This is a genomic window from Streptomyces sp. NPDC054932 (genome assembly GCF_053610205.1).
The window spans coordinates 1-23,541 of the sequence record NZ_JBSGXU010000125.1 but is presented as its reverse complement, the minus strand read 5'-3'; the positions used below and the strand labels follow the sequence as shown (position 1 = coordinate 23,541).

Here is a 23,541-nt window from a genome sequence, read left to right as displayed (position 1 = left end):
CGCCCGAGATGCGCTTTCCCGGCGAGATCCTGCACGTCTACGACGGCGGCACCTGGGCCCCCGACCGGATCGCGGCCGTCCGCCTCCCGGCCCAGGAGATCACCGGCATCCACTTCGCCGAGCCGGCCGATCTGCCCGCCCTGATGGACCCGGGCGACGCCCGCCGGGCCCTGTCCGCCCTGCGCGCCCGGATCAACGGCTCCGGCACCGCCCTGCTGGAGGACGGCCGCCCCACCGCGCCGACCGCCCTCGACCGGCTGGGCGTCCTGCGCACCCGGCGGATCCCGCAGCACGACGCCTGGCACCCGGGGCCGGTCCCGGAGCGGCTTCCCGTACGGGACCCGAGGGCCTGGCTGTTCGCCCCCGACGGCCGGGTCCTGCTCCTGGTCTCGCGGGCCACCGGCGCCGCCCACCTCCCGCCCCCGACGGCCGGATCCACCGAGGACGCCGTCCCGCTCGGCTACCGGCTCGGCGAGCGGGGTGCCCAGGCCCGCGCCGCGGCCCGCCTCACCGGCCTCCCGCCGGGCGCGGATCCCGAGTACGCCCGCCTGCTGGCCACCGCGGAACAGGTCCGCGAGCTGAGCGACTGGGGGCGGGCCGGCGACGACGAGCTCGCGGCGGTCCACACCGCACGGGCGCGTCTCGGCCTGCCCCTTCCCACGCGCACCCCGCCCACGGAAATCCCCGGGGAGGGCGTGCCCTGGTGAGGCATCCCCGCGTGCCGGCCGCCATCCCGGTGGTGCGGGCGGCCGTACGGCCCCGCCCCGCGGCCGCCGCCATGATCGGGAAATCCGGCGTCCGCGGTCCGCGGTCCCGCAGCATGGGGCCATGAGCGACAGCGCGATCACCTACACCCTGTACATCCAGGCCGACCCCGACCGGGTCTGGCAGGCCCTCACCGAGCCCGCCTTCACCCGCCGGTACTGGGGCCTGAGCTTCGAGACCGACTGGGCGGTGGGCTCGCCGATGGACTGGGTCGAGCGAGGGGCCCGTACCAGCGATCCCGAGCAGGTGGTCCTCGACTGCGTCCCCGACCGCCTGCTCTCCTACACCTGGCACACCTTCACCCCGCAGTGGGCGGCCTCGGTCGGGATCGGCGAGGAGCTGCGGGCGGAACTGGCGAAGGAGCGCCGGACGAGGGTGACGTACGAGATCGAGCCCGTCGGGGACACCCTCGCGCGACTGACGATCCTGCACGAGGGCTTCGAGCCCGGCGGCACCCTGATCGGCATGTGCGGGCGGGCCTGGCCGATGCTCGCGTCGAGCCTCAAGACCCTGCTGGAGACCGGGGCTCCGCTGCCCGAGGCGGAACCCGGGGCGGAACCCGGGGCGGAACCCGGGGCGGAACCCGGGGCGGGCGAGTACTGACCCGTGGCGGGGAGAGCCGGTACGCGGCCGCGATGCCGGCCCGGCTCTCCGCCGTCCTCCCCGGCCCGGGCGCCACCACTCCGAGTGCCGCTCTCCGCACCTGAGATCATGTGTATGGACCACGAATCAGGAGCGCAGACATGACACTTGAGCACCACCGCGTCGTCATCACCGCCGCAGGACGCGACTTCGGACGTACCCTGGCCCTCCGCTTCGCGAGCCGCGGCGCCGAGGTCCATCTCTCCGCCCGCACCCTCGAGGCCGCCGAACGGGTCCGCGAGGAGATCCGCGCCCAGGGCCACGACGCGGACCGCGTCCACGCCTACGCCTGTGACCTCACCGACCCCGCCTCCGTACGGGAGTTCGCCGCGGCGGTCGCCACCCGCACCGACCACGTGGACGTCCTCGTCAACAACGGCTCCCGCTACCAGCACGGCACCGACCTGCTGTCCGCCTCCGACGAGGACGTGAGCGACACCCTCGCCTCCGGCGCCACCGGAACCGTCCTCGCCACCAAGGCATTCCTCCCGCTGCTCCGGGAGTCGGCCAAGCCGGACATCGTCACCATGGTCTCCGGCTGCGGAGAGACCGGCCACCACCGGTCCGACGCGCACGCCGCCTTCTACGCCGCCAAGAGCGCGCAGGCAGGCGTCACCGAGATCCTCTCCCGCAGGCTGCGCGACGAGGGCGTCCGCGTCATCTCCCTCTACCCGCCGGACTTCGACAACCACGACCCGCTGTCGGATTCCTGGGAGGGAGCACCGCGCACGGCGAAGGACCCGCTCACCGCGCAGTCGCTCGTGGACTGCATCTTCTTCGCGATCGGCCAGCCCCGCGACTGCTTCATCAAGTCCTTCCACTTCGAGCAGGTCTGACGGCCGTGGGACGGACGCTGACGGAGATCCTCGACGACGCGGCCGCGGGGCGGTTCCCACCGCCCGACGGCGGCACCACCGTGGTCCCGCAGGAACACCGGCGGGACGCGGGTGTCATCGCCTTCACCGCGCACTCCGTGGTGTTCACCGACGAGGACCCGGAATGGGTGCACGCCACCCTCGCCGCCCTCGACTGCGACGCGCTCGCCGCCACCATGAACCCCCGCTTCCTGGCCGCGCTGCTCGACCGCACGGGACGCGGCACCGACACGATCGACCTGCTCACCGTCGCCGGCCCGCTTCCCGGCGCTCCCTCGCTGGAGCTCATGGAGACAACCGACCCCGACCACCCCCGTGTCGTGCGGGCCCTGCGCCGCCGCGACGACGTACGGGTCTGGTCGGCGGACGGGGGAGTCCTCGTCCTCGGCCGCGGGGTCGCGGGCCGCTGGGAGGCGGCGATCGAGGTGGACGAGGGGGTCCGGCACCGCGGGCTCGGCCGGGAACTGGCGCGCACCGCCCGCCATCTCGTCCCCGACGGGCAGCCGGTCTGGTCCCAGCAGGCCACCGGCAACGCGCGCAGCATCCGCGCCTTCCAGGCCGCGGGCTACCGGCCGGTCGGTGCGGAGTCCCTGATGCTGGCTCCGGCCCGCTGAGCACGCCCTGACGGCACCCTGACCGCCGGCCGCGAATCGAGATCGTGTGGAATGGGTGCCATGGCGAGAGGAAACAACCAGCAGCGATCCGCGACGGGCATACCGGCGCGGGTCCGCCGGGGCGTGGTCCACGAGGGCGCCGTCCGTGAGGGCGTGACCCGATGAACGGCCCCGACGACGACACGCCCGCCGAGCACTGGCGCTACACCCGCCACTTGGAGTCCCTGGCCGTGGCGCCGCACCGGGGCGCCGAGGCCGAGGTCGTGGCCGCCGTGCTGCGCGATCCCGACCGGGTGATGGCCGAGAGCGCGGTCGTCACCCACCTCGACCGGCGGGCCGTGCAACTGCTCGCCGACGAGGAGTTCCCGGACTGGGCCCGGGACATGGCCGAGGCGCTCTCCGGACGCGCCTTTCCCGAGCGCCGGCTGCGCGAGTGGAACCTGCTGAAGGCCGTCACCCGCGGCGAGCCCTGGTCCGCCGAGGAGCTCACCGCCGCCTCCGACTGGTGCCAGCGCACCGCGGCCCGGTTGCTGACTTCGTACGAAGCCCTGGAACTGCTCGCCACCGACGCCCGCACGCGCCGCGTCCGCAACGCGGCCGCCGAGCGTCTGCGCCGCCGTACCGGGGTCTGAGCCGGACACACCGGCATCCGATCCCCATGCCATGTGCCATGGGACGGACGGGTGGTTGTGGTGCGGCCCGATGGGTTGCGGGCTTTGCGTCCGGACGGCCGGATCCGCATGGCATCGTGGGCCCATGCCTCCCCTCAGCCCTGCCCGGCAGCTCGCCGACCACGTCCGGGGCGTCCTCGGTGACGGCCCCTTTCCCGCGGCCGGCGGCTGGATCCACATGGGCGCCGTCATCTGTGACGCGAGCTTCCAGGCACGCACCCGGTACGGGTCGACCCTGCGGCCGCGCCTGCTCCGGCTGCAGGAGCAGTGGCCCGACGCCGCGACGGTCCGCGGCTTCCGGGCACGGCTCGCCACCGAGGACCTTGCCGTCGCCATGAACTTCCACAGCCCCGGCAAGGTCGCGAAGGCCCACGCCATCGCCGACCTGCTCGCCGCGCACGGGATCGACACACGGGAGGACCTCCGCGCCTGGCTCGACGAGGGGACCAGCCGCGCGGCCCTGCGCGCGGTCAGGGGCGTGGGGCCGAAGAGCGTCGACTACCTCGGCAACCTGGTCGGCCGGTCGCAGGTCGCGGTGGACGTGCACCTGCGCGGGTTCGCCGTGGACGCCGGCCTCACGGACCTGCGCTACGAGCGGCTGCGAGCCGCCTACGAGGAGGCCGCCGAACTGCTCGGGCACGAGCGGAGCGGGCTGGAGCACGCCGTCTGGCGCTCCAGGGCGGGCGCCGAGTAGCGGTGCGCCGTGCAGGGCCGGTGCCGCGGGAAAATCCATGTCGGCGCCGCCGCCGACGGACGTAGCCTCGGGGCGTGCTCCAACTCGTCCTAGCCGTATACGTGTCCTTCGTGGCCGTCGCCGTGTACGGGATCATCGGCCTCCGGTGGTGGCACCGGGCCCGCAAGCGGCGCGCCGTCCTCGAGCAGGTCGCCGCCCTGGACATCGAGCCGTACCACGCGGCCGCGTTGAGGTCGGAGGCGACCGATGCCGCGGCCGCCGAGCTGCTGCTGGGCGGGTACCTCGACATCGACGAGGAAGGCGCGGCGTATCTGACCGAAGCGGGCCGCGACCCCGCCCGGACCCCTGTCCGGCCGCTGCCCGCGGCCCTGTTGGAGGCCGTACGCCGGCACGATCCGGAGCCGGTGTCGATCGGCTGGATCGACCGGAGCGACGCGGAGTACCAGACGCGGCGCATGGCCCACCGGTACGAGCAGGACACCCTGCTGCCCGAGATCCCGAGGATTCCGCGGACGAGGGACGGCGAGGGGCCGATGCTGTCGGCCTGCTGCTCCTGTGTGGGGGTCGTCCTGGTGGTGGGCTTCTGGATCGTGGCGGCGCTGCTGCTGGTGATGGTGCGCCCGCACGGCGTCCGGGCATGGGCCGCCGCCGCGGTGGCCGCCGCGGGCCTGGCGGCGCTCTGGTTCGCCGACCGGGCCGATCAGGCGGTCCGCGCCCGCACGGCGTGCGAGGACCCGCTGGGGGACCGGGCCCGCGCGCAGCCGCATCCGGCCCTCACGGCACTGGACGAGGAGCAGCGGCTCCACGTCCTCACGAGCACGGGCGACCACGGCACGTGGCGCGGCATCGACCGGATCGAGGAGGAGGAAGAGGACGACGAGGACGACGAGGACGACGACTGGGCGGACGAGGACTGGTTGCACGACTGGTGGTCGGACGCCTACCACTACCGGGCCTCCGACCACGACCACGACCACGAGGAGGAGGACCGGCCCGGCGGCACCGCACCCGCCCCCTAGTGCTGTGGCCGGAAAGGTTCACCGCGTCACGGCCCCCGGCACGGCACCTCGCCGCGTTGTCGGACCTTGCTGGTACGTCCAGTACGAGCCGCGGCCCTCCGCCTTGCGATGCACCGCACCGGACGCCGCGACCCGGCAAACCTTTCCGGCCACAGCACTAGACCACCACGATGGCCGGCCGCGACAGGGCTCGCCCGGTCCTCGGCAACGGGCCGGACCTGCGCCCGCCTCGGGCTGCTGGGGCTCACGAGCACGGTGTTCGTTCCCTGGGCCCTGTTCCGGGGCCTGGTGATGCCTTGGTCGACACGTTCCCGGACGGCTCGGCAAGCGCCACGCGTGCACGACGCCCCACCCCGACGCAGGACTTGAACCTTCAGGGGGGCCAAATCGGCTGGCCGAGCAGGCGGTGCCCATGCCTAGGGTGGGCCGATGAACGGGATACAGATCGTGGCCGACCAGGGCGAATGGCGGAGCGGGTTCGAGGAGCGGGTGCTGGCCGGGTACCGGGCTGCGGGGTGCTCGGAGCCGCTGGCCCGCGCTCTGCTGGAGCGGGCGGAGGAGGGCGTCGAGGGTTGGACGGTCGCCACGGACGGCACCGGGTGGATCGCGGTCGGGGTGACGGAGGACAACGGCGCGGCCGTGGGCCGGATCCATGACATGACGGTGCCGCAGGGGCGCGCGTGGGCCGAGCGGTGGTGCGCCGAGCACGGGGCGGAGCGGGTGGAAGTCCGGCTCTCCGGCGGCGGCGCCGGGGCGTTCGCCGACTATGCGGTACGGGGGCAGATCCGGATGCGCGCCACGGCGGAACGGCCTCAACTGCCACCGGGCCTGACGGTCCGCCGGCTCACCGAGGAGGAGTACCCGGCCTGGTACGCCGCCGAGGAGGCGGCGTACATCGCGGACATCGTCCGGTCCGGAACCCTCACCCCGGAGCAGGCCAGGATGAAGTCCGACCAGGACTTCGCCCGTTACCTCCCGCAGGGATATGTGACCCCGGGTCACGCCTTCTACGTGATGGAGGCCGACGGCGGGGCGGTCGGCACCGGCTGGGTGAACCACGGCTTCCTGCCGGGCGTGACCTTCGGCTTCTCGCTGGAGGTGTACGAGGATCACCGCGGCAAGGGGTACGGCCGGGCCGCGATGACGGTCGGCGAGTGGGCCACCCGGCAGGGCGGCGACGAGGTGATGATGTTCAACGTCATGGGCGGCAACGAGGTCGCGATGAGCCTGTACGACAGCACCGGCTTCGCCGTACTGGACGAGTACCGCTCGCTCGGTCTCTAGGGAGTGTCCTGTCGATCGGGCCGGACATCGCGGGCATCGCGAGCCCGGCCCGATCGGCAGGGAACCCTCAGACGCCCCGGCGCACCCGGGCCGCGCGGCGGGCCTCGGCCTGCTGGCGGGCCTCGATCGTCTTGCGGGACTCCTTGCCCCGGCCCGGGCGGGTGCCCATGCCGCGGAACGCGAGGTCCGATCCCGAGGGCTTGCCCTTGGCGTCGGTCGGCGCGGAGCCCGCCAGCGGGACCCCGGAGGGGGCCTTCGCGCCGGTGATGCGGGTCAGCGCCGCCTCGCCGGACCGCACCTGCGTGATCGTGGGGCGGATCCGGGCGTCGGAGAGCAGGCGGACCATGTCCCGGCGCTGGTTCGGGGTGACGAGGGTGACGACCCGGCCGGACTCGCCGGCCCGGGCGGTGCGGCCGCCCCGGTGCAGGTAGTCCTTGTGGTCGGCGGGCGGGTCGACGTTGACGACGAGGTCGAGGTCGTCGATGTGGATGCCGCGCGCCGCGACGTTCGTCGCGACCAGGACGGTGACCGCCCCGCTCTTGAACTGCGCCAGGGTCCGGGTGCGCTGCGGCTGCGACTTCCCGCTGTGCAGGCCCTCCGCCCGTACGCCCATGGCCCGCAGGTGCTTCACGAACTGGTCGACGCCGTGCTTGGTGTCGAGGAACATCAGCACCCGGTTGTCCCGGGCCGCGATCTCGGTTGCCGCCGAGACCTTGTCGGCCGCATGGATGTGCAGCACGTGGTGGTCCATCGTGGACACCGCGCCCGCCTGCGGGTCGACGGAGTGCGAGACCGGGTCCTTGAGGTACGTGCGGACGAGCTGGTCGACATTGCGGTCCAGGGTCGCCGAGAACAGCATCCGCTGTCCCGCGTGGTGCACCTGGTCCAGGATCTCGGTGACCTGCGGCATGAAGCCCATGTCGCACATCTGGTCGGCCTCGTCGAGCACGGTGATCTTCACGCGCTCCAGGTGCACGTCCCGCCGCCCCACCAGGTCGCTGAGCCGCCCGGGGGTGGCCACCACGACCTCGGCGCCGGTGCGCAGCGAGCTCACTTGGCGGCCGATCGACAGCCCGCCCACCACGGTGGCCATCCGCAGCTTCAGCGCCGCGGCGTACGGCTCCAGCGCCTCGGTCACCTGCTGGGCCAGTTCGCGGGTCGGTACGAGGACCAGCGCCAGCGGGCGCTTCGGGTCCGCCTGCTGTCCCGCGGTACGGGCCAGCAGGGCCAGACCGAAGGCGAGGGTCTTGCCGGAGCCCGTCCGCCCGCGGCCGAGGACGTCCCGGCCCGCCAGCGCGTTCGGGAGCGTCGCCGCCTGGATCGGGAACGGCTCCTTGACCTCCTGCGCGGCCATGGCCGTCACCAGCTCGAGGGGCAGGTCGAGCTCGGAGAACGATGCCACCGGCGGCAGCGCCGGCTCCTTCGGCTGGTGCATCGTGAACTCGCCCTGCGGCCCGATGCTCCGGGGGGCCTTGCCGCCGGACTTGGCCCCGGCCCTGGCACCGCCCTTCACACCGAAGCGTCCGTGAGCTGACGGGTTCCTCATGCAGGACCTTTCGAAGCAGGTAAAGAACAGAACGTAAAGAAGATGGTCAACCGCCCATGGTACCAGCGGGGGCTAAACCTCCCCGGCGCCCAGTTCCCCCGACCGGACCTGCGCGCAGTGGGCACGGACCTCGACCGCGGCGCGCTCGAACCAGTCGGCGATCACCGCGACCTCGTCGGGGGTGTAGTCGGCGAACAGGGCGCCGAGCCGGTCGTAGAACGGCTGGTAGACGGCGAAGACCCGGGCGGCCGCGGCCGGCTCCGCCACCACCCGTACCCGGCGCCGGTCGGCGGGGTCCGGTTGCCGCCGTGCGTACCCGGCGCGTTCGAGGCGGTTGAGGACCCCCGTGACGGCGCCGGTGGTGAGGTCCACCAGCTCGGCGAGGTCACCGGCTGCCAGCGGGGTCTCCCCGGCTCCCAGGATGTGGCCCAGGCAGGTCAGGTCGGTGACGTTGAGCCCGAGCCGCTGCGCCACCTCCTGCTGGCCGACGATGCCCAGGGCGACGTACTGGTCCATGCGCGACATCGCCTCCGCGGCCGTGGCCGCGGGGCGGGGCTTGCCCTCCACGCACATTCTCCTTAGCATCTAAGTTACTTAGCTCGTGAGATAAATGAATTCTTCTCCGAGCCTACTGCCGACCGTCCGACCAGGGAGAATCATGAGCGCGCACGGCCACGTCGACCTCGGCCACACGGTGGCCGGCTGGACCGGAACCACCCTGGCCCTGCTGGGCTTCACCGGAGCGGGCGTCGCTGTGTGCGCGGCCTGGACCCCCGGGATCTGGATCGGCCTCGGCGTCGTCGCCGCGGCCGGGATCGTCACCTGGCTGCTGCACCTCGCCGGATGGGGCAAGCCGAGCGGACCCCGGCCGGAGGCCGACTGGGACTGGCGCACCCGGGACACCGCGGCCCACGCGGGGCACGCGGACTGCCTCGGCTGCCGCGTCGGCGGACCGAGGCGTGCCCTCGCGGCGGCTCCCCGGCCCCGGTCCGCCGCGTCGTTGCCCGCTGCGGACAGCGGCGCGTGAACGTCTCCGGATGGGGGTGCTCCCTCTTTTCGCGGACAAGTCGGCCGGAAGTTCGAATAGGTGCCGCGCCCCGGTTGGCCGCGTCCAGCGTGTGCTCCGCGGGACCGTTGGGCAGGATCGAGACGGCCGCGTGTGCGGCCCGCAGTGGAACGTTGTGAAGGATCAGCCAGATGGCAACAGGCATTGTGAAGTGGTTCAACTCGGAGAAGGGGTTCGGCTTCATCCAGCAGGACGACGGCGGCCCCGACGTGTTCGTGCACTTCTCCGCGATCGACGCCCCCGGCTTCAAGTCGCTGGAGGAGAACGCGCGCGTCGAGTACTCCGTCTCCCAAGGCCCCAAGGGACCGCAGGCTGAGCGGGTGATTCCCCTCGGCTAGTCCACTTCACGAGCTGCGCCCGTGACGCGAAGCCCCGCCGGTCCGCCCGGCGGGGCTTCGTGCGTCGTGGGGGTGGTGCGGGGCGGCCACCGCCGGGGCCGCGGTGGTGCGGTCGTCCCGGGCGGCCTGCCTTCCTGGGCCCGCTACGGGGTCCGAGCCGCCGCTCCCGGTCCCCCGACGGGCCCGATGGCGCGGTGGAGGGCCCGGAGCAGCGCCCACAGGTGGTCCGCCAGTGCGTCCGGGCCCGCCGGGATGTCCTCGTGCAGCCAGTCCGCGAGGACGCCGGTGAAGGCGGCCGCCACCGCCGATGCGACGAGCTCCGGCTGCGGCGCGCCCACCGCCGCCCGTTCCGCACGGGCCCTGGCGCGCAGCTCGCGGTGGAGGCGGTCGCCGAGCGGGCCGCCGCCGCCCGGGAGCAGCAGGGTCCGGTACAGCGGCGCCCGGTCGGCCGCCTCCGTCAGGAACCCGGCCAGCGCGGCGGGGGGCCGGGCGGGCGGGAGCGGCGACGGGCCGGTCTGCCAGGCGTGCAGGGCGTCGACCGCCGCGTGCACCACGTCCGCGCACGCGTCCACGGCGAGCGAGGTGAGGTCCTCGTAGTGCAGGTAGAAGGTGGCGCGGCCGACGCCCGCCCGGCGGACCACCGCCGACACGCTGACCTCGGCGAGCGACCGGTCGGCGCACTCGGCCAGCAGGCTCGCGCGCAGCCGCCCCTTCGTGCGGGCCGTACGGGGGTCCTCCGCGCGCGGGTCCTGCGGGCTCACGCGGCCAGCAGCGCCGCGCCGAGCGCGAGGGCGCCGGGCAGGGCCTGGGCGACGAGGATCCGGCGGTTGGCGGTCGCGGCCCCGTACACCCCGGCGACGACCACGCAGACGAGGAAGAAGATCTGCGTGGCGAGCGAGTCGATGACGAGCGCCCAGACCAGGCCGGCGGCGAGGAAGCCGTTGTAGAGGCCCTGGTTGGCGGCGAGCGGCGCGGTGAGGCGGGCGGTCTCCGCGTCGAAGCCGGACAGCGCGCGGCCCGGGGGCCGCTGCCAGAGGAACATCTCCAGGGCCATGAAGTACAGGTGCAGTGCGGCCACGAGGCCGATCAGGATCGATGCGACCGCGTGCATGGCCGCCTCCACTTCTCTGGGTCGTCGTGCGGGGATACTTCCTGGACAACTGTACAGGAAGTCCGCTGTCGGACCCCGCGGCTAGGCTGGCCCGATGACCGAGCAGTCACCCCGGCCGGGCCCCGGCGGCCTCCTCTACGAGGACTTCGGCACCGGGCGCCACCGTGAGAGCTCCCTCGTCCGGCACGCGCTCGGCAGCGTGCACGAGGAGGAACTCGTCGCGGGTCTCGCGGGCGGTATCGGCTTCATGTACTTCGTCTTCGAGTACGCCGGGCACCCGCCCCTGCTGACGATCGTCGCGCAGGCCCACCCCGACCCCTGGGTGGAATCGGCCCTCGACCGGCTCCACGTCCCCTACGAGGTCACCCACAGCTCCCGGCCCCGCTGGGACCGGGTGCACGCCGCCCTCGACGCGGGACGGCCGGTGTTCTGCGCCGTCGACAGGTCCCGGCTCCCCTGGCACGGCGGCACCCCGGACGAGATGGCCGCGGCCGATCCGTACACCGTGGTCATCGCCGGGTACGAGGGGGACACCCTGTACGTCGAGGACGGCGCCCCCGCCCCGTACCGGATCGCCGCGCAGGAGTTCGGCGCGGCCTGGTCCGGGCACCGCAAGGGCCGCCACCGGATGCTCGTGCCCACCGGCCCCGCCGTCGGCGCCCCCGACATCGAGGGGGCCGTGGCCGCCACCGCCGCCCGGCTCACCGGACCGGTCCGCGAGCCGGGACCAGCCGCCGGCCGAGTCGCGGAACAGCGCGGCCGCCTCCGGCCGCCCCGCGAGGTCGAGGAAGTCCGCGTAGAGCGGGCGGGTGGCGCCGGGGGCGGTCCACTCCTGCTCCAGGCACGCGTACAGCCGCCGGGTCCCGGCGAGGAATGCCTCCGGGGTCCCGAAGCGGCGCTCCCAGCCGGTCCTGCCGCGGCCGTCGCGCAGCTGGGAGGCGAGCTTCTCCATCCCGGAGAAGCCGAAGTTGACGTCGAACCTGTTGCCCAGCACTGGCGCGCGGAGCCGCCCCGGACACGGACGCTCCGGGCCGGCGCGCCCTCTTCGACGGGTTCGCCGGGCTGGTGGACGACTGCCTCGCCCTGGAACGCCGCGCCGTCGCCCTGCTCTGAACCCTCAGAGGTGGGCGTCCAGGAACGCCCGGAACTCCTGCGGCGTCAACGGTCCCGCCTGGCTCGCGACCGCCTCGCCGTCCTTGATGAGCACGGCGGTCGGCGCGGCCGTCACCCCGAAACGCCTGGTCGGCCCGGGGCAGCGGGTCATGTCGGTGCGGACGGCGGTGAGTCGCGTCCCGTACTCCTCGGTCAGTTCGCCGACGACGGCGTCCATCGCGCGGCACGCGTCGAGAGCCTTGGGCCAGCTGCCGCAGAAGTACGCGAGCACGGGCCCGGTCGTCATCGAGAGGATGAAGTCGAACTCCCGGTCCTCCAGTGGCTGGTGCACCCGACGTGCCATGCGTGTCGCTCCTCGCTCGTGCGCCTCCCCGGTCGGGAGGGCGGCCCCCATCATCGCCGCCATACGGACCGGCGGCCGCCGCGCCCGTTGTCAGTGGCGGCTGTGAAGCTGAGCGGTATGGACGACAGGATGCTCCGGCGCCGGGTCTACGGCGCCGACCACGAGGACCCCGATCCCGGACCGCGACCCGGCCGCACCTACGGCGAGCTGGTCGGCGGGCCGCTCGACGGGCTCCTCCTGGACATCACCGGCTGGAGCGCGCCCCAGCTCGCCGAGGAGGCCAGGCTCCCCACGGAGATAGGGCGCTACGGAGCGGGAGGCCGCGCCCACTACCGCCGTCGCGCGGGCGACCCCGGCCACTGGGACTGGACGGGCGACAGCCGATGACGGGCCGGGGGGGCGAGGCGGGGGCAGGCCCCGGAGGCCGGCTCAGCGGCCGCCGGCGTCCCGGCCCACCTTGCGGGCCCAGAGCACGAGCGGTATCTGGAGCGGCAGCCGGCCGAGTGCAACGGCCCGCACGGCGGGGGAGCGGTGGCGTGCGTCGGCGGCCATCTTCACGTTCGCCGGAAACACCCCTACGAAGAACGCCGCAGTGGCCAGGGCGGCCACCCGGCGGGTGCGCGGATGGGCGACACCGGCGGCGAGGGCGAGCTCGGCCACCCCGCTGGCGTACGTCCACTGCCGAGGGCTGCCCGGCAGTGAACGCGGCACGGTCGCGTCGAACTGCCTGGGGGCGACCGCGTGGGCGAGCGCCGCTCCGGCCAGGAGACCGGCCAGCAGGAGGGGGGAGGAGACACGAGGCATCGGGGGGTCCTCTCGAAGGTGCCTGGGCCCGCGATCCTACTCACGAGTAGCCGATCGCGGTCGAGTCCTGCGAAACGTCCGGCAGCGGAATCCCGGTCCGGCCGCGGGATTCCGCTTCGGCCGCCCGGGCTCGGCCGGATGGGGGGCCCGGGGCCTGTCGTCGGAAATTCTTCGAAGAATTTCCCGGAGGCTGTCGATCCGGGCGTCTCGCGTTCGACGCAGGGGTGAGAGGCGGGGAAGGCCCCCGCCCCCGAGACCGAGGAGTCACCATGCCGCGCTTCCTGACGATGATCCGCATCAACGAGCAGGACCTGCCCGCCGACACCGCCTTCCCGCCCGAGTTCGAGCAGCGCATGGGCGCCCTCCTGGAGGAGATCACCAAGGCCGGGGTCATGCTCGACACCGCGGGGCTGCTCCCCACCTCCGAAGGCACCCGCCTCAGCTGGTCCGGCGGGAAGGTCAGCTACACCGACGGTCCCTTCACCGAGACCAAGGAGGTCGTCGGCGGCTACTCCCTCAGCCAGTGCAAGGACAAGGCCGAGGCCATCGAGTGGACCCGGCGCTTCCTCGAGATCCACCCGGTGGAATGGAAGATCAGCGCCGAGGTCCGGGAGATCCAGGAGATGTGATCCCCGCGCGCCCGCGCCGCGTTTGCCCTGCCCCGTCACGGCTGCTCTGATGGGTGGCCGTGACGGCAGTGAGTGCGGCCCAGGCGGTCGAAGCGGTGTTCAGGATCGAGTCCGCGCGGATCATCGCGGGGGTCGCCCGGATCGTGCGCGACGTGGGCATCGCCGAGGAGATCGCCCAGGACGCCCTCGTCGCGGCGCTGGAGCAGTGGCCGCAGGCGGGCATCCCGGACCGGCCCGGCGCCTGGCTCATGACCACGGCCAAACACCGCGCGATCGATCTCGTCCGCCGCAAGGAGACGTACGCCCGCAAGCTCGCGGAGGTCGGCCGGAGTCTGGAGGACGTGCCGGCGCCCCCGGAACCGGCCGACCCCGAGGACATCGACGACGACCTGCTGCGCCTGATCTTCACCTCCTGCCACCCCGTCCTCGCCACCGAGGCCCGGATCGCGCTCACCCTGCGCCTGATGGGAGGGCTGACCACCCAGGAGATCGCCCGCGCCTTCCTCACCTCCGAGGCCACCGTCGCCCAGCGCATCGTCCGGGCGAAGCGGGCCCTGGCGAAGGCCGGGGTGCCGTTCGAGGTCCCGTACGGCGCCGACCGCGACGCGCGGCTCTCCTCCGTCCTGGAGGTCATCTACCTCGTCTTCAACGAGGGGTACTCGGCCACGGCCGGGGACGACCTCGTCCGCCCCGCCCTGTGCGAGGACGCCCTGCGCCTGGCCCGCGTACTGGCCGCCCTGATGCCCAAGGAGCCCGAGGTGCACGGCCTGGCCGCGCTGCTGGAGTTCCAGGCCTCCCGGATCGCCACGCGCACCGGCCCCCACGGTGAACCGGTCCTGCTCGCCGACCAGAACCGGGCCAGGTGGAACCGCATGCTCATCCACCGCGGCGCGCGGGCGCTGGGCCACGCCGGGAACGGCCCGTACTCCGTCCAGGCCGCGATCGCCGGCTGCCATGCGGCAGCGGTCCGCTACGAGGACACGGACTGGCCGAGGATCGCCGCGCTCTACGGGCGGCTCGTCCGGCTGATCCCGTCCCCGGTCGTCGAGCTCAACCGGGCGGTGGCCGTCTCGATGGCCGAGGGGCCGGAGGCCGCCCTGCCGCTCGTCGACGCCCTGGCGGAGGAACCGGCCCTGCGCACCTACCACTTGCTGCCGAGCGTACGGGGAGACCTGCTGGAGCGGCTGGGCCGGACCGGAGAGGCCCGCGCGGAGTTCGAGCGGGCGGCCGCACTCACGCGCAATGCGCAGGAACGGACCCTGCTGCTGGGACGCGCGGCCCGCCTCTGAAGCCGGGCGGAGACCGTCGCGGCATCCTCTTGCCCTGGATGTTTACGTCATATACTTTGCGTAGGTCATAAACAAGCATGCTCCGTGCCGGAGAGGAAGGGCCCCGATGCCCCGTGAGCCCCGGGGGCCGGGCGGATCCGCCGCCCCGCCCGATCTCGCCACCGTCGCCGACCTGCTGTGGCGGGTGGATGCCGAGCGCACGGCCGAGGGCCGCCCGCGCCTCACCCCGCGCCGGATCGTCGGTGCGGCCGTCGCCGTCGTCGACGCCTACGGGCTGGACGCGCTGTCCATGCAGCGCGTGGCCACCGAACTGGGCTGTACGGCGATGGCCCTGTACCGGCACGTGCCCGGCCGCGAGCACCTGCTCGCGGCGATGGTCGACACCGCCTGCGGCCGCCCGCCCGCGGCGACCGGGGCGGGGTGGCGCGCCGAGGTCGAGGCATGGGTCGACGCGCTCTGGTCGACGTACGTCCGCCATCCGTGGATGGTGCGGGTCCCGACCGTCAGCGCCCCCGTCGGCCCGAACGAACTCGCCTGGTTCGAGGCCCTGCTGAACCCCCTTGCGCGCTCGGGCGCCGACCGCGGCGAGCTCATCGCGCTCGCCACCTTCATCTCCGGCGCCGTACGCGACCTGGCCCGCGTCGCCACCGAACTGGACCCGGCCGGCGCCGCCTCGTACGGACGGATCCTCGCCGAGCGCCTCGACCCGGGGAACTTCCCCACGCTCTGCGCGCTCGCGGGCGAGCCGGGCCTGGCCGAGGAGGAGGACGGCGCCGTCGCCCCGATCGTCGCCTGCGGCATCGCGCGGCTGCTCGACGGCATCGAGAACGCGTCACCCGCAAAGGAAGGAAACCGATGAACGAGAACCACGTCTTACGACTCATGGGCATCTGCGGCATAGCGGCGGGAGCCCTCGCCGCCGTCGCCGTCCCGCTGTACTTCGTCCACTCCGGACCGCCGCCCGCCGGCAACGTCCTGGCCCGGATCCTCCTCAACCTCCTCACCTGCGCGGCCCTGCTCGCCTTCCTCGCGGGCCTGCGCCACGTCATCCGCGGCGCCGGCCCCGCCTTCGACTGGCCCGCCACCGTGGTCTTCGGCGCAGGACTGGCCTACGTCACCGTCACCCTGGTCGCCGCGTCCGTCGAGGCGGGCATCGTCCTGGAGAACCCCGGCGGGACCCTCGACCCGACCGTGGACGGCCCGCTCGCCCACGCCAACATGCTGCTGCACGGCTCGGCCGCCCGCCTGCTGACGGCGGTCCTCCTCACCGCCGCCGGGTACGCGATCCTGCGCGCCGGGGTCCTGCCGCGCTGGACCGGGTACACGGCCCACACCATCGCGGCCGTCAACCTCGCCTTCGTCCCGTCGCTGTTCTTCGGGACGGACGCCGCCCGCTTCTACAGCGCGGTGGGCTGGGGCAACACGGCACTGACGGCCGCCCTGCTCGTCTACTGGGCCTTCGCCGTCGGGATCGCCCTGCTGCGCCGCACCCCGCGCGCGGTTCCCCGGGCGGCGGGCCGGGCGGCCTGATCCCGGGGCGGTGGCTCAGCCGCGGCGGGCGAAGGCGGCCACGTCCAGCGGGGTTCGCACGCTCCGCCGCGGCGCGGTCAGCCCGATGGGCCGGCGGAAGCCGCCGGAGCGGGCGATCTCCTGGACGGTCAGCCGCAGTGCCTCCTGGAAGTCGCCCATGGTCCGGCGGGCCGCCGGAGTGTCCACGTAGAGGGAGTTCATGTGCATCCCCTCGACGTCCCGCTGGAACCACGAACAGGCCCCGTTGGCGCGCGCCGACCACACGTGGGTGGCGGGCCGCCACTCGTCGTGCCGCTCGGCGCCCTGACACCTGCGCATGTCGATGTACGAGAAGAAGTTCACCGGGTACGGCCAGGAGCGGGCCGCGAACTCCGCGGGGGCCAGCAGCTCCCAGGCCCGCACGAACGGTACGTCGACATGGGCGATCATCTCGCTGAAGCCGGCCCGGACGGAGGCCATGACCTGGGCGAAGTCCCGGCCGGGCGAGGCGTCGAACTCGATCGGCATGGTGTTGACGAACCAGCCGACGGAGTCGGTCCAGGCCCCCCGGCCGCGTTCGCTGACCGGCATGAGGCCGCGGTAGACGCCCGGTCCGCCGGCCTCGCGCAGGCAGACGGCGACGGCGGCGAGCACGCCCATGAACGGCTTGCCGTCGACCGCGAGGCAGGTCTTCTCGAACACCTCCGTCTCGGCGGCGTCCAGCAGCGGCGAGGCCTCGTTGACGATCGGGTACATCCGGTCCGGCTCGACGCCGAGGTCGAGGGGGAAGCGGGGGAAGAACTCGCCGCCCCGCCGCATGAAGGACCTCCAGTGGCCGAGGCGCTCGTCGTCCGCGTCGATCGAGAGGTAGCGGCGGCGCTGCTCGTCCGCGAAGTCCAAGTAACTCGGGGCGGGCGGCAGTTCGACGGCCTCGCCGCGGCGCAGGCCCTCGTAGGAGGTCAGTACGTCCTGGACGACGATCGGCATCGACATGCCGTCGCAGACGATGTGGTCGAAGGCGAGGTAGACGGTCGCGGAGTCCTCGCGGAGCACCGCGCCCATGATGAACAGGGGCCAGGAGAGGGTGTCGATGCTCCGCTTGAACCGTTCGACGAGGAAGCCGCGCAGCAGCTCGGTGGTCTCGAACGTGCCCACGTGCCGGGGATCGAGGGCGAGTTCGGCGGGGTCGAACGGCTCGCAGGACAGCTCACCGGCCAGTCGGCGGAACGCGCACCGCAGGACCTCGTGGCGCCGGACGAAGGACAGCAGGGACTGCTCCAGGGCCCGCTCGTCGAGCGGGCCCGTCACTTCGAAGGTCACCGCGACCCAGGACGCGACCGGGTCGTCGGCGGCCCTGCTCTCCTCGGCGACGGTGAAGTGCTTGTCCTGGTTGAAGGACGCCTTCCGGCTCGCCGGGTCTCCGGGGTCGCCGAGGTCGCCGGGGTCGCCGGTGTCACCCGGATCGTCGCCCGGGCGGCCGGGGAGGTCCGTACCGGCGGCCTCCGCCGCCGTTGACCTGAGCCGCCACTCCACCACCCGGCCGGGTGCCATCCGGTGCATCTCCAGAGGAAACTGCCGCATACCGTCATCCCTTCGCCCCCGAGTCAACCCCCAGGCCCTAACGACCCCCGACCCGGGGAGGTGACGAAATCCCCCGGCCGGGCCGGTGGCGGGGCGTCGGAAGGAGTTCACGGGGAGTTCAGGCCGATGGCGCCGGCCACCGAGTCGATCCGGCGCTCCGCCCAGGTGCCGTGCGCGCCCCGACGGATCGTCAGGGCACCAACTCCGCCATCACCGTGCGCGGCAGGGAGGGGTTGCCCGCTGCGGCCTCCGCCACCTCGTGGTCCTCGTCGCCGAGCAGTCCGGCGACGACCGCGGGCGGCAGTGCCGGGTGGGCGGCGGCCAGACGCCGGGCCGCCCGGTCCGCCAGGCAGGCGAGCAGGGCCGGTCCCGTCGCGTTGGGGTGCCCGGCGACGTGCTTGAACACCCTGCGCACGCCCGGCCGGTGCTGCGTCAGGTGCTCCAGCAGGGACCCGGACGCGTCCGGGTTGGCGGCGACCCGGGCGAGGACCTGTACGCCGTGCCGCGCGACCATGGCGCGCAGCAGCTCCTCGGACAGGCCCGGGTGGGGGGCGACGGCTTTGACCACGGCCGCATCCGGATCGACCGCCAGCGCGTCGCGCAGCCCCGCCGGCAGATCGCGCCGCCGCGCCACGAGCATCCGTACGGCCGCCCGCCGGGACGCCGCCAGCTCCGCGAGCTCGGTGGGCGTGGCGGCGGCGATCCGCGGCAGCGGCTCCGCCCCGGTCCGGTGTTCGGCGGCCAGCTCGGCCAGCAGGTCCAGCGGTACGTGCGGATGGTCCGCGAGGGCGCGCCGTACCTGGATCTCCGGATCGGCGGCGAGCAGGCGGATCAGCTCCTGGCCGATGCCGGGGTTGCGGGCGTAGCTGGCACGGACCCCGGGATGTGGGTCGGCGGCGAGCCGGGCGTAGAGCGTCTGCGGCAGATCGGCGCGCTCGGAGAGCGCCCGGTTGAGGGCCGGTTCGGGGTCCTCGGCCAGGACGATCACGGCTTCGACGGGGGTGGCGGGGTTGGCCGCCGCCGCGAGGCGGACCTCGGGATCCGGGTGGAGTGCCAGGCGGGCGGTCACGGGCGAATCCGTCCAGAGCGCCAGTTCCCTCACGACCTCCTCGTCGGGGTCGGCGGCGAGCAGGTCCACGACGTCCTGCGGCAGGCCGGGGCAGGAGGCCAGCTTCCAGCGGATCCCGGAGTCCGGGTGCGCGGCGAGGAGGAGGGGCCACGCGGGGTGCCCGCGGCCCTCGTCGAGGAGGGCGACGGCCGCGTTCGGCGTGGAAGCGGGATCCACATCGGCGGCGGTGAGCGTCCCCCCGTAGGCGAGGAACCGGGCCATCGTGTCGGAGTGCGCGGCGAGTTCCAGGATCTGGTCGTGGCGCAGATCGGCGCGGTCGGCGAGGTCGTGGAGCAGGTCATCGGCGAACTGCGACTCGGGGTCGGCCCTCGCCTCCCGCAGCGCGAGCGCCAGCAGCCGGTCGACGAGCTCGGGCGGCAGCGCCGGATTGGCGGCCAGTCCGCACAGAAGATGGTTCAAGGGCGCTCTCCGGTCGGGGTGTGGGTCGAGGCGGCAGCGGTCAGGGCGGCGGCCAACGCCTGGGCGTGGGGCTGCGGGCGCCGCCGGGGGAGGACCAGTCCGATGTGGCGGGCGGGACGCGGGGGTTCGACGCGGACCACGGCCGACTCCTGGGTCGGAGCGAGTGAGACGTGCGGGATCAGGGAGACGCCGACGCCCGCTGCGACCAGGGTCTGCGCGAAGAAGTAGTCGGTGGTGGAGGCCGCCACCCGGAGGTCGAAACCGGCGAGCTCGGCGTACCGGTGCAGGAAAGCCTCCGTCTTGAGGCAGCCCAGCACCCAGCGGTCGGCGCCCAGTTCGACCAGGTCCACCGAGGTGCGGTCCGCGAGGCGGTGGCCGCGCGGCAGCACCAGCCACAGCGGATCCTCCATCAGCGGCACCCAGTCGAGCCCCGGACGCTCACCCGGACGCACGGGCGGCGGCCCGTCGAAGTGGTACGCCAGCGCGAGATCGGCCGCGCCGGCGCGCACCATCGGCACCGCGTCCTCCGGCTCGCTCTCCAGCACCGTCAGCTCCACCTCCGGATGCGCGTCCACGAACCGGGACAGTGCCGCGGGCAGCAGGTGCCTGCCCCCGCTGGTGAAGGTGGCGACCGTGAGGCGCGGCCGCTGCGCCGTGAGCCGGTCGATCGCGTGGCGGACCTGGTCCAGCTCGGCGGATATCGACTCGGCCGCCTCCACCAGCAGCCGGCCGGCCTCGGTGAGGGTGACCCCGCGCGTGCTGCGCAGTGCCACCGGGTGGCCGACCGTACGCTCCAGCGCCGCGATGTGCTGGGAGACGGCCGACGGGGTCAGCAGCAGGGCGCCGGCCGCCCGGTTGAAGCTGCCGTGCTCGGCCACCGCCCGCAGGACGCGCAGCCGCTGCACATCGATCATCAGTTTTCCTTACGACGTGTTCAGCGGCTCATCAGTTCCGCTGGGGACGATACAGCGGCAGAGTCGAACGCATGAAGCGGATTCTTGTGATCGGCGGCAGCCGGTACTTCGGAAGGACCCTGGTCACCCGGGCGCGTGACGCGGGCGACGAGGTCACCGTCCTCAACCGGGGCTCCAGTGCCCCACCCGCCGGGGTCGGTCATCTCGTCGCCGACCGCGACGACGAGGAGGGGCTGCGGGCGGCGCTGGGCCGGCGCGGTTTCGACGTGGTCGTGGACCAGGTCTGCTACACGCCGCTCCAGGCCGCCGTCGCCCGCCGGGCGTTCGCCGGGCGGACGGGGCGCTACGTCATGACCTCGACGATGGAGGTGTACGACCCGGCCACGCTCCCCGCGAGGCCGTCGCTCGTCCCCGTCCCCGTCACCGAGGAATCGCTCGACCCCGCGCGCCTGCCACCCGCACCCGCACTCGCACCCGCATCGGAGCATGCCGCCTACGCCGAGGGGAAGCGGCGGGCCGAGGCCGTCTTCCTGCGCGAGCCGCCCTTCCCCTTCGTCGGCGTGCGCACGGCGCACGTCCTCGGCGGCGGTCCGGCGGAGTTCACCGGGCGGCTGGCCCACTACGTGGAGCGGATCGGTTCCGGGACCCCGGTCGCCGTCCACGGGGCCCCGTACGGCACCTCGTTCATCCATCACCACGAGATGGCCGGATTCCTGCACTGGGCGGCGGAGCAGAGCTTCACGGGGCCGGTCAACGCGGCCTCGCACGGCGCGCCCGATGTGATCGCGCTCTGCGAGGCGGTCGCCGCACAGGTCGGGCGGCGGCCGCGGTACCGGGAGGTCGAGGCGGACGCCGCCGCCTCGCCCTTCTCCTTCGACCGCGCCTACGCCATGGACAACGGCCGGGCCTCGGCCCTGGGGTTCCGCTTCGGCCGGGTCGCCGACTGGCTGCCGGGGGCGATCGCCGAGACGGTGCGCGCCGCAGCCTGACGGGTCACTGGTCTGCGACGCGCCGTTCCAAGGGAGTTGCTACCGAAGAGTTGCTCACACTGAATGTCACGCTTCCGGCCCGGTAGCGGTCGTCGGACCACTCGATCGGGCGGCCGGTGGCCGTCGCGGAGACGTGCCGCTGGCGCAGCAGCGGGCTGCCCCGCCGGATCTCCAGCAGCCGGGCGTCCTCGCTGCCGGCCGGAAGGGCGTCGATGAGGTGCTCGCCGTAGTGGGCGACCACCCCGGAACCCTCGGCCAGGCTGTCCATGACGGAGCGGCAGTCTGCCGGCAGCGCCTCGACGGCCGCCGCGACCCAGTCCGCGTAGGCGGTCCGCTCCACCATGGTGGGCTCCCCGTCGAGCAGCCGCAGCCGCAGTACGGCCAGGATCTCCGTGCCCGGGGCCAGCGTGAGCCGGTCCGCCTCCTCCGCGGTCGCGGGCCTGCGGGTGCGGGACAGGAAGCGGCTCGCGGCCCGGTGCCCGAGCCCCTCGGCCCACTGGGCGAAGCTGTTCAGCTCACCGAAGCTGTGGCGCCGCTCCCGGCGCAGGACGATGCGCCGCGCGCCCTGCCGGGAGCCGATCAGCCCCTCCGCGGCGAGGGTGGCGACCGCCTGACGGACCGTCCCGCGCGACGCGGACCAGCGCGCCGCCAGATCGCTCTCCGACGGCAGGTGCGCCCCCACCGGGAGCTCGCCCGAGAGGATCGCCCGCCGTAGCGCCTCGGCGATCTCCAGGTACCTGGCCGTGCCCGCGTTCGTACTCATGCCCTTCGCCCCCTGCTCGCCGTGCACCGGTCTCCCATGATCATTCCAACAGGTTCTGTCACGGCTTCTTCCGGTCATTCTTCTCTCTTCTTCGAGTGGTGCTCCCGGGGACAGGCGCCGTTCACCGTCCGTACAGCGGGCCCGGGCGAACTGGAGCCAACTTGTTCAGACAAGTGAACCCACCTTCGTCTCCGGGAGAGACCGTGCTCAGTTCCTCCGCCCGTCGCGGTGCGGCCGTTCTGCTCAGCGCCGCCGTACTCACCACCCTCAGCGCGTGCGGTGCCGCACCCGACCAGAAGTCCGGCGGCGCCGACGGCGCCAAGAACGGCGTGCAGCCGGGCGCCGCGACCTCGGTCGCCGACTTCGGCTCCTTGGAGGCCCTCGCCGCCGCCGCGCAGAAGGAGGGCGAGCTCAATGTGATCGCGCTGCCGCCGGACTGGGCGAACTACGGCGAGATCATCAAGGCCTTCGAGGCCAAGTACAAGATCAAGGTGAACAGCGAGAACCCGGACGCCTCCAGCGCCGACGAGATCGCCGCCGTCAAGTCCCGCAAGGGCCAGAAGCGCGCCCCCGACGTCCTGGACCTCGGCATCGCCTTCGCCCGCAGCGGCGCGGCCGAGAACCTCTTCGCCCCGTACAAGGTCACCGCCTGGGACAAGATCCCCGCCACCCAGAAGGACGCCGACGGCCGCTGGACCAACGACTACGGCGGCTACGTCTCCATCGGCTGCGACGCCGCCCGCATCCCCGCCTGCCCGCAGACCTTCGCCGATCTCCTCAAGCCCGAGTACAAGGGCAAGGTCGCCCTCAACGGCAACCCCACCAAGTCCGGCTCGGCCTTCGGCGGCGTCTACGCGGCCGCCCTCGCCAACAAGGGCTCCTTCGCGGACATCCAGCCCGGCATCGACTTCTTCGGACAGCTGAAGAAGAGCGGGAACTTCATCCCGGTCGAGTCCACCCCGGCCACCGTGGAGAAGGGCGAGACGCCCATCTCCATCGACTGGGACTACCTGAACGCCGGCTACGCCGACCAGTTCAAGGGCAAGGGAGTCGACTGGAAGGTCGCCGTCCCCACCGACGGCGTCTATGCCCAGTACTACTCGCAGGCCATCAACAAGGACGCCCCCAACCCGGCGGCCGCCCGCCTGTGGATGGAGTTCCTCTACAGCGCCGAGGGCCAGAACCTCTGGCTGAAGGGATACGCCCGCCCGGTCCTGCTCCCCGGCATGACCCAGGACGGCACCGCCGACAAGGCCGCCGTCGCCAAGCTCCCGCAGGTCCAGGGCACCCCGGCCTTCCCCGCCTCCGAGGAGCTCGACAAGGCCAAGGCCACCCTCGCCGAGAAGTGGGACAAGGCCCTCTCCTGATGTCCTCCACCACCGACTCCCGCGCCGCCGGCGGCATCCGCCGCCGGCGGCGCGGCCCGCGCACCTGGCGCGCGACCCTCCCGCACC

26 protein-coding genes and 2 pseudogenes are annotated in these 23,541 nt (G+C 73.5%); 18 read left to right on the top strand and 10 right to left on the bottom strand.

Going from position 1 to position 23,541, the window contains the following annotated elements:
- The 8 genes and pseudogenes from ACWGE1_RS27880 to ACWGE1_RS27845 form a co-directional block, all read left to right on the top strand.
- A pseudogene (locus ACWGE1_RS27880) lies at window positions 1-707 on the top strand (NUDIX hydrolase); the annotation flags it as partial.
- A gap of 121 nt (window positions 708-828) precedes the next feature.
- On the top strand, window positions 829-1,368 hold the full coding sequence (locus ACWGE1_RS27875; RefSeq protein WP_453423221.1) for an SRPBCC family protein: 540 nt from the start codon (window positions 829-831) through the stop codon (window positions 1,366-1,368).
- Between the two features lie 140 nt (window positions 1,369-1,508).
- Window positions 1,509-2,243 carry an SDR family oxidoreductase gene (locus tag ACWGE1_RS27870; protein ID WP_453423220.1) on the top strand — a complete coding sequence of 245 codons (735 nt, stop codon included), beginning with the start codon at window positions 1,509-1,511 and terminating at the stop codon, window positions 2,241-2,243.
- Window positions 2,244-2,248: 5 nt separating this feature from the next.
- Window positions 2,249-2,896 carry a GNAT family N-acetyltransferase gene (locus tag ACWGE1_RS27865; protein WP_453423219.1) on the top strand — a complete coding sequence of 216 codons (648 nt, stop codon included), beginning with the start codon at window positions 2,249-2,251 and terminating at the stop codon, window positions 2,894-2,896.
- A 161-nt stretch (window positions 2,897-3,057) separates the two neighbouring features.
- Complete coding sequence (locus ACWGE1_RS27860; protein WP_453423218.1) at window positions 3,058-3,528, top strand: hypothetical protein; 471 nt, start codon at window positions 3,058-3,060, stop codon at window positions 3,526-3,528.
- Between the two features lie 124 nt (window positions 3,529-3,652).
- On the top strand, window positions 3,653-4,261 hold the full coding sequence (locus ACWGE1_RS27855) for a hypothetical protein (protein WP_453423217.1): 609 nt from the start codon (window positions 3,653-3,655) through the stop codon (window positions 4,259-4,261).
- A 74-nt stretch (window positions 4,262-4,335) separates the two neighbouring features.
- Window positions 4,336-5,280, top strand: a complete 945-nt coding sequence (locus ACWGE1_RS27850; RefSeq protein ID WP_453423216.1) for a hypothetical protein — start codon at window positions 4,336-4,338, stop codon at window positions 5,278-5,280.
- A gap of 429 nt (window positions 5,281-5,709) precedes the next feature.
- Complete coding sequence (locus ACWGE1_RS27845) at window positions 5,710-6,564, top strand: N-acetyltransferase family protein (protein ID WP_453423215.1); 855 nt, start codon at window positions 5,710-5,712, stop codon at window positions 6,562-6,564.
- Window positions 6,565-6,631: 67 nt separating this feature from the next.
- Here ACWGE1_RS27845 and ACWGE1_RS27840 read toward each other — a convergent pair whose 3' ends face one another.
- Together ACWGE1_RS27840 and ACWGE1_RS27835 are read right to left on the bottom strand one after the other, a co-directional pair.
- The gene (locus ACWGE1_RS27840) at window positions 6,632-8,110 is read right to left on the bottom strand and encodes a DEAD/DEAH box helicase (protein WP_453423214.1); all 1,479 of its coding nucleotides are present in this window, start codon (window positions 8,108-8,110) and stop codon (window positions 6,632-6,634) included.
- Between the two features lie 72 nt (window positions 8,111-8,182).
- On the bottom strand, window positions 8,183-8,677 hold the full coding sequence (locus ACWGE1_RS27835) for a MarR family transcriptional regulator (protein ID WP_453423213.1): 495 nt from the start codon (window positions 8,675-8,677) through the stop codon (window positions 8,183-8,185).
- Between the two features lie 91 nt (window positions 8,678-8,768).
- On the opposite strand from ACWGE1_RS27835, the gene ACWGE1_RS27830 reads away from it, so the two are divergent.
- Both ACWGE1_RS27830 and ACWGE1_RS27825 read left to right on the top strand, forming a co-directional pair.
- Window positions 8,769-9,137 (top strand): HGxxPAAW family protein, encoded by a 369-nt coding sequence (locus ACWGE1_RS27830; RefSeq protein ID WP_453423212.1) that lies wholly within the window; start codon window positions 8,769-8,771, stop codon window positions 9,135-9,137.
- Between the two features lie 170 nt (window positions 9,138-9,307).
- Window positions 9,308-9,514: a cold-shock protein gene (locus ACWGE1_RS27825; protein ID WP_453423211.1), complete on the top strand. Its 207-nt coding sequence runs from the start codon at window positions 9,308-9,310 to the stop codon at window positions 9,512-9,514.
- Between the two features lie 143 nt (window positions 9,515-9,657).
- Here the strand turns inward: ACWGE1_RS27825 and ACWGE1_RS27820 are convergent, their stop codons facing one another.
- Window positions 9,658-10,275 (bottom strand): TetR/AcrR family transcriptional regulator, encoded by a 618-nt coding sequence (locus ACWGE1_RS27820; protein WP_453423210.1) that lies wholly within the window; start codon window positions 10,273-10,275, stop codon window positions 9,658-9,660.
- Window positions 10,272-10,625: a DUF1304 domain-containing protein gene (locus ACWGE1_RS27815; RefSeq protein WP_453423209.1), complete on the bottom strand. Its 354-nt coding sequence runs from the start codon at window positions 10,623-10,625 to the stop codon at window positions 10,272-10,274. The genes ACWGE1_RS27820 and ACWGE1_RS27815 overlap by 4 nt, the downstream gene beginning before the upstream one ends.
- Window positions 10,626-10,719: 94 nt before the next feature.
- On the opposite strand from ACWGE1_RS27815, the pseudogene ACWGE1_RS27810 reads away from it, so the two are divergent.
- A pseudogene (locus ACWGE1_RS27810) lies at window positions 10,720-11,115 on the top strand (BtrH N-terminal domain-containing protein); the annotation flags it as partial.
- Between the two features lie 627 nt (window positions 11,116-11,742).
- On the opposite strand, the gene ACWGE1_RS27805 reads toward ACWGE1_RS27810, so the two are convergent.
- Entirely contained in the window at window positions 11,743-12,081 is a 339-nt protein-coding gene (locus ACWGE1_RS27805; protein WP_453423208.1) for a thioredoxin family protein, read from the bottom strand.
- 117 nt (window positions 12,082-12,198) lie between these two features.
- Between ACWGE1_RS27805 and ACWGE1_RS27800 the strand changes: the two genes are divergently transcribed.
- On the top strand, window positions 12,199-12,468 hold the full coding sequence (locus ACWGE1_RS27800; protein WP_453423223.1) for a hypothetical protein: 270 nt from the start codon (window positions 12,199-12,201) through the stop codon (window positions 12,466-12,468).
- Window positions 12,469-12,510: 42 nt separating this feature from the next.
- Here the strand turns inward: ACWGE1_RS27800 and ACWGE1_RS27795 are convergent, their stop codons facing one another.
- Window positions 12,511-12,885 carry a DoxX family protein gene (locus ACWGE1_RS27795; protein WP_453423207.1) on the bottom strand — a complete coding sequence of 125 codons (375 nt, stop codon included), beginning with the start codon at window positions 12,883-12,885 and terminating at the stop codon, window positions 12,511-12,513.
- Window positions 12,886-13,154: 269 nt separating this feature from the next.
- Between ACWGE1_RS27795 and ACWGE1_RS27790 the strand changes: the two genes are divergently transcribed.
- The 4 genes from ACWGE1_RS27790 (at window position 13,155) to ACWGE1_RS27775 (ending at window position 16,333) form a co-directional block, all read left to right on the top strand.
- Window positions 13,155-13,514 (top strand): YciI family protein, encoded by a 360-nt coding sequence (locus tag ACWGE1_RS27790; RefSeq protein ID WP_453423206.1) that lies wholly within the window; start codon window positions 13,155-13,157, stop codon window positions 13,512-13,514.
- A 68-nt stretch (window positions 13,515-13,582) separates the two neighbouring features.
- On the top strand, window positions 13,583-14,803 hold the full coding sequence (locus ACWGE1_RS27785) for an RNA polymerase sigma factor (protein ID WP_453423222.1): 1,221 nt from the start codon (window positions 13,583-13,585) through the stop codon (window positions 14,801-14,803).
- Between the two features lie 106 nt (window positions 14,804-14,909).
- Complete coding sequence (locus ACWGE1_RS27780) at window positions 14,910-15,662, top strand: TetR/AcrR family transcriptional regulator (protein WP_453423205.1); 753 nt, start codon at window positions 14,910-14,912, stop codon at window positions 15,660-15,662.
- Window positions 15,659-16,333, top strand: coding sequence for a hypothetical protein (locus tag ACWGE1_RS27775; RefSeq protein ID WP_453423204.1), 675 nt, complete (start codon window positions 15,659-15,661; stop codon window positions 16,331-16,333). The genes ACWGE1_RS27780 and ACWGE1_RS27775 overlap by 4 nt, the downstream gene beginning before the upstream one ends.
- Before the next feature lie 15 nt (window positions 16,334-16,348).
- On the opposite strand, the gene ACWGE1_RS27770 is transcribed toward ACWGE1_RS27775, so the two are convergent.
- From ACWGE1_RS27770 to ACWGE1_RS27760, 3 genes are all read right to left on the bottom strand, one after another.
- Window positions 16,349-17,893, bottom strand: a complete 1,545-nt coding sequence (locus ACWGE1_RS27770; protein WP_453423203.1) for a condensation domain-containing protein — start codon at window positions 17,891-17,893, stop codon at window positions 16,349-16,351.
- A 190-nt stretch (window positions 17,894-18,083) separates the two neighbouring features.
- Entirely contained in the window at window positions 18,084-19,421 is a 1,338-nt protein-coding gene (locus tag ACWGE1_RS27765) for a hypothetical protein (RefSeq protein WP_453423202.1), read from the bottom strand.
- Window positions 19,418-20,335, bottom strand: coding sequence for a LysR family transcriptional regulator (locus ACWGE1_RS27760; protein ID WP_453423201.1), 918 nt, complete (start codon window positions 20,333-20,335; stop codon window positions 19,418-19,420). Before ACWGE1_RS27760 ends, ACWGE1_RS27765 begins: the two co-directional genes overlap by 4 nt.
- Before the next feature lie 71 nt (window positions 20,336-20,406).
- Here ACWGE1_RS27760 and ACWGE1_RS27755 point away from each other — a divergent pair, with 71 nt between their 5' ends.
- Window positions 20,407-21,324: an NAD-dependent epimerase/dehydratase family protein gene (locus ACWGE1_RS27755; RefSeq protein ID WP_453423200.1), complete on the top strand. Its 918-nt coding sequence runs from the start codon at window positions 20,407-20,409 to the stop codon at window positions 21,322-21,324.
- Between the two features lie 4 nt (window positions 21,325-21,328).
- Here ACWGE1_RS27755 and ACWGE1_RS27750 read toward each other — a convergent pair whose 3' ends face one another.
- A complete protein-coding gene (locus tag ACWGE1_RS27750; protein ID WP_453423199.1) occupies window positions 21,329-22,087 on the bottom strand; it encodes a GntR family transcriptional regulator in 759 nt (252 codons plus the stop codon).
- Between the two features lie 203 nt (window positions 22,088-22,290).
- On the opposite strand from ACWGE1_RS27750, the gene ACWGE1_RS27745 reads away from it, so the two are divergent.
- Complete coding sequence (locus ACWGE1_RS27745) at window positions 22,291-23,454, top strand: ABC transporter substrate-binding protein (RefSeq protein WP_453423198.1); 1,164 nt, start codon at window positions 22,291-22,293, stop codon at window positions 23,452-23,454.
- Window positions 23,455-23,541 lie beyond the last annotated feature (87 nt).

Coding starts and splice junctions, on each gene's coding strand:
- ACWGE1_RS27755 (WP_453423200.1), top strand. CDS start 20,407: ATGAAGCGGATTCTTGTGATCGGCGGCAGCCGGTACTTCGGAAGGACC.
- ACWGE1_RS27805 (WP_453423208.1), bottom strand. CDS start 12,081: ATGGCACGTCGGGTGCACCAGCCACTGGAGGACCGGGAGTTCGACTTC.
- ACWGE1_RS27795 (WP_453423207.1), bottom strand. CDS start 12,885: ATGCCTCGTGTCTCCTCCCCCCTCCTGCTGGCCGGTCTCCTGGCCGGA.
- ACWGE1_RS27860 (WP_453423218.1), top strand. CDS start 3,058: ATGAACGGCCCCGACGACGACACGCCCGCCGAGCACTGGCGCTACACC.
- ACWGE1_RS27780 (WP_453423205.1), top strand. CDS start 14,910: ATGCCCCGTGAGCCCCGGGGGCCGGGCGGATCCGCCGCCCCGCCCGAT.
- ACWGE1_RS27830 (WP_453423212.1), top strand. CDS start 8,769: ATGAGCGCGCACGGCCACGTCGACCTCGGCCACACGGTGGCCGGCTGG.
- ACWGE1_RS27825 (WP_453423211.1), top strand. CDS start 9,308: ATGGCAACAGGCATTGTGAAGTGGTTCAACTCGGAGAAGGGGTTCGGC.
- ACWGE1_RS27875 (WP_453423221.1), top strand. CDS start 829: ATGAGCGACAGCGCGATCACCTACACCCTGTACATCCAGGCCGACCCC.
- ACWGE1_RS27800 (WP_453423223.1), top strand. CDS start 12,199: ATGGACGACAGGATGCTCCGGCGCCGGGTCTACGGCGCCGACCACGAG.
- ACWGE1_RS27760 (WP_453423201.1), bottom strand. CDS start 20,335: ATGATCGATGTGCAGCGGCTGCGCGTCCTGCGGGCGGTGGCCGAGCAC.
- ACWGE1_RS27870 (WP_453423220.1), top strand. CDS start 1,509: ATGACACTTGAGCACCACCGCGTCGTCATCACCGCCGCAGGACGCGAC.
- ACWGE1_RS27750 (WP_453423199.1), bottom strand. CDS start 22,087: ATGAGTACGAACGCGGGCACGGCCAGGTACCTGGAGATCGCCGAGGCG.
- ACWGE1_RS27775 (WP_453423204.1), top strand. CDS start 15,659: ATGAACGAGAACCACGTCTTACGACTCATGGGCATCTGCGGCATAGCG.
- ACWGE1_RS27840 (WP_453423214.1), bottom strand. CDS start 8,110: ATGAGGAACCCGTCAGCTCACGGACGCTTCGGTGTGAAGGGCGGTGCC.
- ACWGE1_RS27855 (WP_453423217.1), top strand. CDS start 3,653: ATGCCTCCCCTCAGCCCTGCCCGGCAGCTCGCCGACCACGTCCGGGGC.
- ACWGE1_RS27815 (WP_453423209.1), bottom strand. CDS start 10,625: ATGCACGCGGTCGCATCGATCCTGATCGGCCTCGTGGCCGCACTGCAC.
- ACWGE1_RS27790 (WP_453423206.1), top strand. CDS start 13,155: ATGCCGCGCTTCCTGACGATGATCCGCATCAACGAGCAGGACCTGCCC.
- ACWGE1_RS27845 (WP_453423215.1), top strand. CDS start 5,710: ATGAACGGGATACAGATCGTGGCCGACCAGGGCGAATGGCGGAGCGGG.
- ACWGE1_RS27770 (WP_453423203.1), bottom strand. CDS start 17,893: ATGCGGCAGTTTCCTCTGGAGATGCACCGGATGGCACCCGGCCGGGTG.